6 protein-coding genes are annotated in these 12,447 nt (G+C 69.4%); 4 read left to right on the top strand and 2 right to left on the bottom strand.

What is annotated here, in order from left to right:
* The first annotated feature begins 76 nt into the window (after positions 1 to 76).
* The 3 genes from rplL to ACIQBJ_RS24315 all read left to right on the top strand — a co-directional run bounded on the left by rplL (position 77) and on the right by ACIQBJ_RS24315 (position 8,557).
* Complete coding sequence (rplL, locus tag ACIQBJ_RS24325) at positions 77 to 457, top strand: 50S ribosomal protein L7/L12 (RefSeq protein WP_400714287.1); 381 nt, start codon at positions 77 to 79, stop codon at positions 455 to 457.
* 628 nt (positions 458 to 1,085) lie between these two features.
* Complete coding sequence (gene rpoB / locus ACIQBJ_RS24320) at positions 1,086 to 4,559, top strand: DNA-directed RNA polymerase subunit beta (RefSeq protein WP_400714284.1); 3,474 nt, start codon at positions 1,086 to 1,088, stop codon at positions 4,557 to 4,559.
* Between the two features lie 104 nt (positions 4,560 to 4,663).
* Complete coding sequence (locus ACIQBJ_RS24315) at positions 4,664 to 8,557, top strand: DNA-directed RNA polymerase subunit beta' (protein WP_400714281.1); 3,894 nt, start codon at positions 4,664 to 4,666, stop codon at positions 8,555 to 8,557.
* Here the strand turns inward: ACIQBJ_RS24315 and ACIQBJ_RS24310 are convergent.
* Both ACIQBJ_RS24310 and ACIQBJ_RS24305 read right to left on the bottom strand, forming a co-directional pair.
* The gene (locus ACIQBJ_RS24310) at positions 8,536 to 10,719 is read right to left on the bottom strand and encodes a hypothetical protein (RefSeq protein WP_400714278.1); all 2,184 of its coding nucleotides are present in this window, start codon (positions 10,717 to 10,719) and stop codon (positions 8,536 to 8,538) included. The two genes, ACIQBJ_RS24315 and ACIQBJ_RS24310, sit on opposite strands and share 22 nt — an antisense overlap.
* Entirely contained in the window at positions 10,716 to 11,555 is an 840-nt protein-coding gene (locus ACIQBJ_RS24305; protein WP_400714275.1) for a hypothetical protein, read from the bottom strand. Before ACIQBJ_RS24305 ends, ACIQBJ_RS24310 begins: the two co-directional genes overlap by 4 nt.
* A 181-nt stretch (positions 11,556 to 11,736) precedes the next feature.
* On the opposite strand from ACIQBJ_RS24305, the gene ACIQBJ_RS24300 reads away from it, so the two are divergent.
* Positions 11,737 to 12,381 (top strand): Crp/Fnr family transcriptional regulator, encoded by a 645-nt coding sequence (locus ACIQBJ_RS24300; RefSeq protein ID WP_400714272.1) that lies wholly within the window; start codon positions 11,737 to 11,739, stop codon positions 12,379 to 12,381.
* Positions 12,382 to 12,447 lie beyond the last annotated feature (66 nt).

Genomic DNA, 12,447 nt, shown 5'->3' with positions numbered 1-12,447 from the left:
CGTCCCAGCGGGCCCGTAAGCACGCCCGCCAACCCGTACATCCGGCACCTGCCGAATTAGTGGAAGGACGCCAATCATGGCGAAGCTCAGCACCGAGGACCTGCTCGAGCAGTTCGAGGGCATGACCCTGATCGAGCTCTCCGAGTTCGTCAAGGCCTTCGAGGACAAGTTCGACGTCACCGCCGCCGCCCCGGTCGCCGTTGCCGGCGTTGCCGGTCCGGCTGCCGTCGAGGCCGTCGAGGAGCAGGACGAGTTCGACGTCATCCTCGACGGTGCCGGCGACAAGAAGATCCAGGTCATCAAGGAGGTGCGCGCCCTCACCTCCCTCGGCCTGAAGGAGGCCAAGGACCTCGTCGACACCGCCGGTGCGAAGGTTCTGGAGAAGGTCGCCAAGGACGTTGCCGAGAAGGCGAAGGCCCAGCTCGAGGGCGCCGGCGCCAAGGTCACCGTCAAGTGACTTGTTCCTCTCTCTGAGAGGTGCTCTTCCGGCCGGGCCGGCCACCCTTCGGGGTGGCCGGCCCGGCTGTTTTCGGTTCCGGGCCGGGCCGAAGAACCCCCGGACGGCCCCCGGGATGCCCTCCGATGGCCCATGCGGCGCTCGGAGCTTGTCGGTGCCCGGGGGTAGGGTGATCGCATTCGTCCAGCCCCCGGGCACGGGCCGGGTGTAACGCGAGCGCCGTCCCGGACGATGGGCAGTACGAGGTCCACACCCTGGTGCGGGCCTTGACGAGCAGCACGAGGCGCGCGATTCTCTAGGCGCGTGCCCCAAGCGGACCCGTCCCCGATGCATATTCGGGGCCGGCACTGGGAAGGTTCCCGGTGACGCAGACGAGGTGTGACGGCCCGGCCGGTGAGGGATCACTGCCCGGGTTGTCGGATGTACGGGAGGAGCGTCCGATTCGGTCTCCGAATCAGGGCTTGCTAGCAGTGTCGCCTTTGGCTACACTGTCCCTTTGCGCTGCCTATTAGTCGCTCCGTGACTCGTCGCCCGGAGCGGCCCCTGTCCTGACCTGGGGTTTCCGCCTCGGCCAAGGCCCGGAGGGTATGCGCGTAGTGAGCTCCGAGCCCTCGGAAGGACCCCCCTCTTGGCCGCGCCGCGCAACGCCTCGAACAACGCTAATTCCACCGCCCCGCTCCGCGTCTCGTTCGCGAAGATCAAGGAGCCCCTCGAGGTCCCGAACCTCCTGGCCCTGCAGACCGAGAGCTTCGACTGGCTGCTCGGCAACGCGGCCTGGAAGTCCCGGGTCGAGGCTGCCCTGGAGAGCGGTCAGGACGTCCCCACCAAGTCCGGTCTGGAGGAGATCTTCGAGGAGATCTCCCCGATCGAGGACTTCAGCGGGTCGATGTCCCTGACCTTCCGGGACCACCGTTTCGAGCCGCCGAAGAACTCCATCGACGAGTGCAAGGACCGCGACTTCACCTTCGCGGCCCCGCTCTTCGTCACCGCGGAGTTCACCAACAACGAGACCGGTGAGATCAAGTCCCAGACCGTGTTCATGGGCGACTTCCCGCTCATGACCAACAAGGGCACGTTCATCATCAACGGCACCGAGCGTGTCGTCGTGTCCCAGCTGGTGCGTTCTCCCGGCGTCTACTTCGACTCCACCCTGGACAAGGTGTCCGACAAGGACATCTACTCCGCCAAGATCATCCCCTCCCGCGGTGCCTGGCTGGAGATGGAGATCGACAAGCGCGACATGGTCGGTGTCCGCATCGACCGCAAGCGCAAGCAGTCCGTCACCGTGCTGCTCAAGGCGCTCGGCTGGACCACCGAGATGATTCTCGAGGAGTTCGGCGAGTACGAGTCCATGCGCGCCACCCTGGAGAAGGACCACACCCAGGGCCAGGACGACGCGCTGCTCGACATCTACCGCAAGCTGCGCCCGGGCGAGCCGCCGACCCGCGAGGCCGCGCAGACGCTGTTGGAGAACCTGTACTTCAACCCGAAGCGCTACGACCTCGCCAAGGTCGGCCGGTACAAGGTGAACCGGAAGCTCGGCAACGCCGAGTCGCTGGACTCCGGCGTGCTCACCGAGCCGGACATCATCAACACCATCAAGTACCTGGTGAAGCTGCACGCCGGCGAGACCGAGTGGCGCGATGACGAGGGCCGCGACATCGTCATCGAGGTCGACGACATCGACCACTTCGGCAACCGCCGCCTGCGCAACGTCGGCGAGCTGATCCAGAACCAGGTCCGCACCGGCCTCGCCCGCATGGAGCGCGTCGTCCGCGAGCGGATGACCACCCAGGACGTCGAGGCGATCACGCCGCAGACCCTGATCAACATCCGGCCGGTCGTCGCCTCCATCAAGGAGTTCTTCGGCACCAGCCAGCTGTCGCAGTTCATGGACCAGACGAACCCGCTGTCGGGCCTGACCCACAAGCGCCGTCTGTCCGCGCTCGGCCCCGGTGGTCTGTCCCGCGAGCGGGCCGGCTTCGAGGTCCGTGACGTGCACCCCTCGCACTACGGCCGCATGTGTCCGATCGAGACCCCCGAAGGCCCGAACATCGGTCTGATCGGCTCGCTGGCCTCGTACGGCCGGGTCAACGCGTTCGGCTTCATCGAGACCCCGTACCGCAAGGTCGTCGACGGCGTGGTCACCGAGTCGGTGGACTACCTGACCGCCGACGAGGAGGACCGCTACGTCATCGCGCAGGCCAACGCCCCGCTCACCGCGGAGCTGACCTTCGCCGAGCCGCGCGTCCTGGTCCGCCGCCGCGGCGGCGAGATCGACTACATCCCCGGCACCGAGATCGACTACATGGACGTCTCGCCGCGCCAGATGGTGTCGGTCGCGACCGCCATGATCCCCTTCCTCGAGCACGACGACGCCAACCGCGCGCTGATGGGCTCGAACATGATGCGCCAGGCCGTCCCGCTGCTCCGCAGCGAGGCGCCGCTGGTCGGCACCGGCATGGAGTACCGCTGCGCCGTCGACGCCGCGGACGTCATCACCGCCGACAAGGCCGGTGTGGTCCAGGAGGTCTCGGCCGACTACGTCACCGTCGCCAACGACGACGGCACGTACAACACCTACCGGGCCGCCAAGTTCACCCGCTCCAACCAGGGCACCGCCTTCAACCAGAAGGTGCTCGTGGACGAGGGCGCCCGGGTCGAGGCCGGCCAGGTGCTGGCCGACGGCCCGTGCACCGACCAGGGCGAGATGGCGCTCGGCAAGAACCTCCTGGTGGCGTTCATGTCCTGGGAGGGCCACAACTACGAGGACGCGATCATCCTGTCGCAGCGCCTCGTGCAGGACGACGTCCTCTCCTCGATCCACATCGAGGAGCACGAGGTCGACGCCCGCGACACCAAGCTGGGCCCCGAGGAGATCACCCGGGACATCCCGAACGTCTCCGAGGAGGTCCTCGCCGACCTCGACGAGCGCGGCATCATCCGGATCGGCGCCGACGTCGTCACCGGCGACATCCTGGTCGGCAAGGTCACCCCCAAGGGCGAGACCGAGCTGACCCCGGAGGAGCGCCTGCTCCGCGCGATCTTCGGCGAGAAGGCCCGCGAGGTCCGCGACACCTCGCTGAAGGTGCCGCACGGCGAGTCCGGCAAGGTCATCGGCGTCCGCGTCTTCGACCGCGAGGAGGGGGACGAGCTTCCCCCGGGCGTGAACCAGCTGGTCCGCGTCTACGTCGCCCAGAAGCGCAAGATCACCAACGGTGACAAGCTGGCCGGCCGCCACGGCAACAAGGGTGTCATCTCCAAGATCCTGCCGGTCGAGGACATGCCGTTCCTGGAGGACGGCACCCCGGTCGACATCATCCTGAACCCGCTCGGCGTCCCGTCCCGAATGAACCCGGGACAGGTCCTGGAGATCCACCTCGGCTGGCTCGCCCAGCAGGGCTGGGACGTCTCCGGCCTCGCCGACGAGTGGGCCCAGCGCCTCCAGGCGATCGGCGCCGACACGGTCGAGGGCGGCACCAACCTCGCCACCCCCGTCTTCGACGGCGCCCGCGAGGACGAGATCACCGGCCTGCTGGACAACACCACCCTCACCCGTGACGGTGAGCGCCTGGTGAACTCCACCGGCAAGGCCCGGCTGTTCGACGGCCGCTCCGGCGAGCCGTTCCCGATGCCGGTCTCGGTCGGCTACATGTACATCCTCAAGCTGCACCACCTGGTCGACGACAAGCTGCACGCCCGCTCGACCGGCCCGTACTCGATGATCACCCAGCAGCCGCTCGGTGGTAAGGCGCAGTTCGGTGGTCAGCGCTTCGGTGAGATGGAGGTGTGGGCCCTCGAGGCCTACGGCGCCGCGTACGCGCTGCAGGAACTGCTCACCATCAAGTCCGACGACGTCCTCGGCCGCGTGAAGGTCTACGAGGCGATCGTCAAGGGCGAGAACATCCCCGAACCCGGCATTCCCGAGTCCTTCAAGGTCCTCATCAAGGAAATGCAGTCGCTCTGCCTCAACGTGGAGGTGCTGTCCTCGGACGGCTCCAACATCGAGCTGCGCGACTCCGACGAGGACGTGTTCCGCGCGGCCGAGGAGCTCGGCATCGACCTGTCCCGGCGCGAGCCGAGCAGCGTCGAAGAGGTCTGACGGAGGCCGGGCCGGCTGCCCCCCGCGAGGCAGCCGGCCCGCCCCCAGGCCCCCCTCAGACCAACAGACAGACTCTCGAATCACGAAAGAGGGCTTGACGACCAGTGCTTGACGTCAACTTCTTCGACGAGCTCCGCATCGGCCTGGCCACCGCCGACGACATCCGCCAGTGGTCCCACGGCGAGGTCAAGAAGCCGGAGACCATCAACTACCGCACCCTGAAGCCGGAAAAGGACGGGCTCTTCTGCGAGAAGATCTTCGGCCCCACCCGGGACTGGGAGTGCTACTGCGGCAAGTACAAGCGCGTCCGCTTCAAGGGCATCATCTGTGAGCGCTGCGGCGTCGAGGTCACTCGCGCCAAGGTCCGCCGCGAGCGGATGGGCCACATCGAGCTGGCCGCCCCGGTCACCCACATCTGGTACTTCAAGGGTGTCCCGTCCCGCCTGGGCTACCTGCTCGACCTGGCGCCGAAGGACCTCGAGAAGGTCATCTACTTCGCCGCCTACATGATCACCTGGGTGGACGACGAGCGCCGCCAGCGCGACCTCCCGTCCCTGGAGGCGCACGTCTCGGTCGAGCGCCAGCAGATCGAGAACCGCCGCGACGCCGACCTCGAGGCCCGGGCCAAGAAGGCCGAGACCGACCTGGCCGAGCTGGAGGCCGAGGGCGCCAAGGCCGACGTCCGCCGCAAGGTGCGCGAAGGCGCCGAGCGCGAGATGAAGCAGCTCCGCGACCGCACCCAGCGCGAGATCGACCGCCTGGACGAGGTCTGGGCGCGCTTCAAGAACCTCAAGGTCCAGGACCTCGAGGGCGACGAGCTGCTCTACCGCGAGCTGCGCGACCGCTTCGGCACCTACTTCTCCGGCTCGATGGGCGCGGCGGCCCTCAAGGACCGCCTCGAGTCCTTCGACCTCGCCGAGGAGTCCGAGCGCCTGCGCGAGATCATCCGCACCGGCAAGGGCCAGAAGAAGACCCGCGCGCTCAAGCGCCTCAAGGTCGTCACCGCGTTCCTGCAGACCAGCAACAAGCCCAAGGGCATGGTGCTGGACTGCGTCCCGGTGATCCCGCCGGACCTGCGTCCGATGGTGCAGCTGGACGGCGGCCGCTTCGCGACCTCCGACCTGAACGACCTGTACCGCCGCGTGATCAACCGCAACAACCGCCTGAAGCGGCTTCTCGACCTCGGCGCGCCCGAGATCATCGTGAACAACGAGAAGCGCATGCTCCAGGAGGCCGTCGACGCGCTCTTCGACAACGGCCGCCGCGGCCGCCCGGTCACGGGCCCCGGCAACCGTCCGCTGAAGTCGCTGTCCGACATGCTCAAGGGCAAGCAGGGTCGTTTCCGCCAGAACCTGCTCGGCAAGCGCGTCGACTACTCGGCCCGTTCGGTCATCGTCGTCGGCCCGCAGCTCAAGCTGCACCAGTGCGGCCTGCCGAAGGCCATGGCGCTGGAGCTCTTCAAGCCGTTCGTGATGAAGCGCCTGGTCGACCTGAACCACGCGCAGAACATCAAGTCGGCCAAGCGCATGGTCGAGCGCGCCCGCCCCGTGGTGTGGGACGTCCTCGAAGAGGTCATCGCCGAGCACCCGGTGCTGCTGAACCGTGCGCCCACCCTGCACCGCCTCGGCATCCAGGCCTTCGAGCCGCAGCTGGTCGAGGGCAAGGCCATCCAGATCCACCCGCTCGTCTGCACCGCGTTCAACGCGGACTTCGACGGCGACCAGATGGCCGTCCACCTGCCGCTCTCCGCGGAGGCGCAGGCCGAGGCCCGCATCCTGATGCTGTCCTCGAACAACATCCTGAAGCCGGCCGACGGTCGCCCCGTCACCATGCCGACCCAGGACATGGTGCTGGGCCTGTTCTTCCTCACCTCCGACCGCGAGGAGGTCAAGGGCAAGGGCCGTTCCTTCTCCTCGACCGCCGAGGCGATCATGGCCTTCGACGCCCGCGAGCTGGACGTCCAGGCCCCGATCGACCTGCGGATGGCCGCCGGCACCGTCCCGCCCCGCGGCTGGACCCCGCCGGTGGACGAGGACGGGCAGCCGGCCTGGCACGAGGGCGAGCCGTTCCGGATCACCACCACCCTGGGCCGCGCGCTCTTCAACGAGCTGCTGCCCGAGGACTACCCGTTCGTCGACTACGAGATCGGCAAGAAGCAGCTCTCGGCGATCGTCAACGACCTCGCCGAGCGCTACCCGAAGGTCGTCGTCGCCGCGGCGCTCGACAACCTGAAGGCGGCCGGCTTCCACTGGTCGACCCGTTCCGGTGTCACCGTCTCGATCTCGGACGTCATCGTCCCGCCGAGCAAGCCCGCCATCCTGGAGGGCTACGAGGCGCAGGCGGAGAAGGTGCAGCGGCAGTACGAGCGCGGCCTGATCACCGACAACGAGCGCAAGTCCGAGCTGATCGGCATCTGGACCCGCGCGACCAACGAGGTCGCCGACGCGATGGCCGCGAACTTCCCGAAGACGAACCCCATCTTCATGATGGTCGACTCGGGTGCTCGAGGAAACATGATGCAGATGCGTCAGATCGCCGGTATGCGTGGTCTGGTGTCGAACGCGAAGAACGAGACCATCGCGCGTCCCATCAAGGCCTCGTTCCGTGAGGGCCTGTCCGTGCTGGAGTACTTCATCTCCACCCACGGTGCCCGTAAGGGTCTGGCCGACACCGCGCTGCGCACCGCCGACTCGGGTTACCTGACCCGTCGTCTGGTGGACGTCTCGCAGGACGTGATCATCCGCGAGGAGGACTGCGGCACCGAGCGCGGCCTCAAGCTGGAGATCGGCCAGTTCGGCGCGGACGGCGTGCTGCAGAAGGCCGACGACGTCGAGACCAGCGTCTACGCCCGCATGCTCGCCGAGGACATCACCGTCGACGGCAAGCTGATCGCCACCGCCAACACCGACCTCGGCGACGTCCTGATGGACGAGCTGATCCGGCACGGCGTGAGCGAGGTCAAGGTCCGCTCGATCCTGACCTGCGAGTCCGCGGTCGGCACCTGTGCCTTCTGCTACGGCCGCTCGCTGGCCACCGGCAAGCTGGTCGACATCGGCGAGGCGGTCGGCATCATCGCCGCCCAGTCCATCGGTGAGCCCGGCACCCAGCTGACGATGCGTACCTTCCACACCGGTGGTGTGGCCGGTGACGACATCACCCAGGGTCTGCCCCGTGTCGTCGAGCTCTTCGAGGCGCGCACCCCCAAGGGTGTCGCCCCGATCTCGGAGGCCCAGGGCCGGGTCCGGATCGAGGACACCGAGAAGACCCGCAAGGTCGTCGTCACCCCCGACGACGGCACCGACGAGATCGCCTACCCGGTCTCCAAGCGCGTCAAGCTGCTGGTCAGCGAGGGCGAGGCGGTCGAGGTCGGCCAGAAGCTGACCGTCGGCGCCACCAACCCGCACGACGTGCTGCGCATCATGGGCCAGCGGGCCGTCCAGATCCACCTGGTCGCCGAGGTCCAGAAGGTCTACAACTCGCAGGGCGTGTCGATCCACGACAAGCACATCGAGATCATCATCCGGCAGATGCTCCGCCGCGTGACGATCATCGAGTCGGGCGACGCCGAGCTGCTCCCGGGCGAGCTCGTCGAGCGCGGCCGCTTCGAGCAGGAGAACCGTCGCGTGGTCTCCGAGGGCGGCCACCCCGCCTCCGGCCGTCCGCAGCTGATGGGTATCACCAAGGCCTCGCTGGCCACCGAGTCCTGGCTGTCGGCCGCCTCCTTCCAGGAGACGACCCGGGTGCTCACCGACGCGGCGATCCACGCCAAGTCGGACCCGCTGCTGGGCCTCAAGGAGAACGTCATCCTCGGCAAGCTCATCCCGGCCGGTACGGGTCTGCCCCGCTACCGCAACATCCGGGTCGAGCCGACCGAGGAGGCCAAGGCCGCGATGTACTCGGCCGTCGGCTACGACGACTACGACCTGTCGCCGTTCGGCGCGGGCTCCGGTCAGGCCGTCCCGCTGGACGACTACGACTACGGTCCGTACACCGGCTGAGCGATCGGCTGATCCGCAGGGCGGTCACCCCACTCGGGGCGGCCGCCCTGCGACGTTCCCCCGATCATCCGCCGGAACAGCAGGTTCTGGAGCCGGCCGGGGTCCTCGCCCAGCTCGGCGAGTGCGGACATCAGCCGGAGGGAGGGGCTCGCCTCGGCCGAGGCGGACAGGCCGGCCGCCAGACAGCCGAGGACCCGGTCGAGAACCTCGCCCTCCGGGGCGGGGTGCAGCCAGGCGGCGGTCCGGGGGACCGTCTCCGGGTGCTGGTCGAAGGCCGCCAGGAGGTCGGACAGGCCCCGGGTCAGCAGAGGGACCGGCAGCGGTTCGGGCGGGGCGAGCAGCCACGGACCGGTCCCGGCCGCCCCGGGCACCCCGAGCAGGGCCAGCAGGGCGAGTCGGCCGAGGCGGCCGGGCCGGTCCCGGGTGAGCCAGGTGTCGACCTCGCCGACCAGCAGGGCCCGGGTCCGCTCCTCCGCGGCCAGGTCGTCGAGCAGCGCGAGCAGCCGCTCCCGCAGGGAGCCCTCGGCGTGCAGGGCCAGCTGCCGGAGCCTGGTCATGGCCAGCTTCCGGTCCTGGGGGCGGCCGTCCCGGTCCTGGAGCACCGACCGGCAGACGTCGACCACGGCCGGACCGGGGCCGGAGGGGGTCCTGGCCCACCCCGTCAGCAACTGCCAGACGCCGCGGCGCATGTGCTCGTCGGCGAGCACCCGCGCGGTGACCTCGGTGAGCAGGCCGGTCCGTCCGGCCGCCACCGCGATCCTGCGGACCTCGTCCAGCCGGTCGACGTCCTTGTGCCGCCGGATCAGTTCGACCAGGGCGCGCGCGGCCGGGGCGGCGGCCGTCCGGTCGCGGACCGGGAGGCGGACCAGCCACTCCAGCAGGACCGAGCGGAGCTGGGTGAAGTTGTCCCAGACGTAGACCAGGACGGCCTCCGTGTAGCCGGGGCGGTCGAACACCACCCGGTCGTGCAGGTCGACCTGGGCGGAGAGCGCCATCAGGCGGGAGCGCAGCCCCTGCCCGGAGAAGAGCGCCGCGACCGTCGGTTCGCGGTAGGAGTCGCCCGGCGAGGCGTGCGCGAGCGCGGACTCCAGCGCCAGTGCGTCCTGGTCGATGTCCTGCGCGGGTGCGGCGCGGTGGACGGCCAGGCTGAGCAGGAGGCAGCGCAGGCGCAGGGACAGGCTGCTGCTGCCCGGCTCGGTGCCGCTGTCGTTGAACAGCCGGTCGAGCTCGACCCGCCAGTCGCCGAGTGCGGACTCGATCCGGGCGGCGAGTTCGGGATCGAGTTCCGGCTCGGGCTGCGGTGCGGGACTCCGCCGGAGCTGGGGCATGTTCGGCCGCCGGACCGGGAAAGCCGGGTGCTCCGGCCCGGTCGGACGGGAGTCCCACTGGCGGACGACGGCTCCCACCGCGCGGACGGCTTCCACCGCGTTCATCCCGCGCAGCAGGGCCCGGGCGGTGGGTGTCCTGACGTAGGGGATCGCCGCCGGGTGCCTCCGGAACCCGAGGTGGGCCTCGACCAACTGCTGCGGGTCCGGGGCGGTGCGCAGCCGGAGGACCGGAACCCCGGGGTGCTGCCAGCCGTCCACGGACTCCCAGAGCTGCTCGGTGAACGTGACGATCAACCGCGATCCCTGCTGGACGAGTTGTTCGCCGAACAGGGCGAGCCGGTCCAGGAAGCCCGAGGTCGGGAGGTCCGTGCCCGGGCTCTTCAGCTCGAGGATGTGGACCCGGCCCGGTTCCAGCGGCAGCCGGCTCACCGAGGGGGAGTCCCACTCGGGCTCCAGGTCGAGGATCACCGCGCCCGCCGGGCTCTGCTCCGCACACAGCCGGCGGACGAAGGCGGACGAGCCGCAGCCCGGCCGGGCTATCAGCAGCATGGTGCCGGCGGTTCCGTGCGGAGCGAGGAACGCGGTGCCGGCGCTCCAGGCGTCGGACCAGGCATCGACCTCGACGTGAGGGGCGGCGAGGAGGACCTCCCGCGGGAGTTCGGTGCTGTCCAGGACGTCCCGGCGCCTGGTCTCCTGGTGCACGGTCAGGGTGTCGATGCGATCGGCCACGGCGCCGATGTTGAGGACGGGGCCGGGGCCGGAGGGCGTGTCGGGGAGTCCGTGGAGCAGGTCGTCGAGTTCGTCGCCGCTGCGGGTCGGGTGGTCGGAGGTCATTCCTGGGTCGCTTTCGGGTGGAGGCCGGTCACCAGTCCGGCCTGGTTGATCTGGACGGCGTGCAACGAGGTGATGTGGTCGGCGACGGTGTGGATGTTGAGGTTGTCGGAGGCCGCCGCGTTCCGGACGAGATCGGCGGCCAGGCCGCCCACCCGGTGACCGTTTCGGAGCGCGGGCGGCGAGGGCGGGCCCGAGGCCTCGAAATGGGCGGCGAGCTGCTCCGGGGCGACCCGTGGCGCGTACACCCAGCAGGGGCGGGAGAAGTCCTTGTTCGGGACGTCCGTTGCCGGGATCCGGAGGAAGTCGCCCTTCTCCGTCAGCAGGCTGCGCCCGGCGCCGACCACCCGCCGGAACATCTCGTCGGAAAGCAGCAGCGCGGTGTGTCCGCGGTGTGCCACGGCCCCCTCCAAGGCGGTTTTCGCGGTATCGGAATTGATGAACCGGAAGACGTCGTTGATGGAGTCGGCGAGGCGGCTGGCCGGGAAGGGACCGATGTGCAGCGCCATGCGAATGGCGAGATCGGGGTCGGTCGGGCCCTTCTCGACCCGGTAGTTCTCCAGTTCCTGGTCGAGGTATCTGGGCATCGGATCGACCAGGCGCCAACTGCGGAGCGGCTCGAAGGCCATGACGAAGCCGTCCCCGTCGTCGCGCCGGAACAGTGGTTCCTCCCACTCGTCGGTGAGCCCGCTCCTGGTGAAAGCAGCCCGGAGCGCGGTCGTCATCGCCTCCTTGAGAGCGGGCTGGAGCGACTCCGGGGCTCTGCTGAAATCGCGGGCGTCGATGGTAAGGATCGTGTGTTCGGGGGCGATGTCCCATGTGCGTACGGTCGATTCCATGTTCGCCTCCTTCTGATATGTCGAACGGAATTTCGGATTTACGCCGTCCGGCGTGTGCGGTGGGGGAGACCGCTCCGGGGCGGTCGATCATTGTGATACCAGGGATCGCGCTCCGCAGTCTGCGTCAAATGACGCACAGCGGAGGGGGATTGCCGTAGTTGGGCGAGAGGAAACCATCGGGATGGGCGAGTTGGACGACTATGCCGGATTGGTCGAGGCGGCGGGCGTTCCCGAGTCCTGGCGGCCCGGGCGGGTGCTGATGCGGGAGCGGGACGCACCGGACGGCGTGTTCCTGATCGGGGACGGCATGGTGAAGGTCACCGCCGGAGCCGCGAACGGGCGGACCGGCGTGCTCGCCTGGCGGGGGTCGGGGGAGCTGATCGGTGAGCAGTCGTGCGTGGACGGGCGTCCGCGTTCGGCCACCGCGGTGGTGACCCGGGCCGGAACCGGGACGTTCCTCGCCGCACCGGCGTTCAAGGGGCTGATGCGCGGCCACCCCGGATTCGCCGAGTGGGTGCTGCGCAACATGAGCCTCCGGCTGCGGGAGTCGGGGCGGGACCGGACGGATCTGGGGACACTGTCGGCCGTCGCGCGGACCGCGGCCTTCCTGGCCCGGTACGCACGCCGCGATCCGCAGTTCGACGAGGCCGCCGGCGGAATCGTCGGCCTCACCCAGCAGCAGTTGGCGGAGACGGCGGGGGTGTCCCGCGAGTCGGTGGTCCGGGCGCTGCAGGACTTCGAGGAAGAGGGCTGGCTGCACCGGGGGCGCAACGAGATCTCGGTGCGGGACGTCGCGGGCCTGGAGGCCCGGGCGCGGCAGGGCTGAGCGGACCCCTAGGGAATCCCCCTGGGGGAGGAGGGCGCGGAACCACTCCCGGGAGGGAGGTGGGCG

The sequence above is a fragment of the Kitasatospora sp. NPDC088391 genome (genome assembly GCF_044753345.1).
Classification (GTDB): Bacteria; Actinomycetota; Actinomycetes; order Streptomycetales; family Streptomycetaceae; genus Kitasatospora.
The sequence above is the reverse complement of the archived record's forward strand: the minus strand, read 5'-3'. Positions and strand labels throughout refer to the sequence as shown.

What these genes read in the sequence shown, in the direction of transcription:
- ACIQBJ_RS24305 (WP_400714275.1), bottom strand. Translation starts at nt 11,555, where the DNA reads ATGGAATCGACCGTACGCACATGGGACATCGCCCCCGAACACACGATC.
- ACIQBJ_RS24310 (WP_400714278.1), bottom strand. Translation starts at nt 10,719, where the DNA reads ATGACCTCCGACCACCCGACCCGCAGCGGCGACGAACTCGACGACCTG.
- ACIQBJ_RS24300 (WP_400714272.1), top strand. Translation starts at nt 11,737, where the DNA reads ATGGGCGAGTTGGACGACTATGCCGGATTGGTCGAGGCGGCGGGCGTT.
- rplL (WP_400714287.1), top strand. Translation starts at nt 77, where the DNA reads ATGGCGAAGCTCAGCACCGAGGACCTGCTCGAGCAGTTCGAGGGCATG.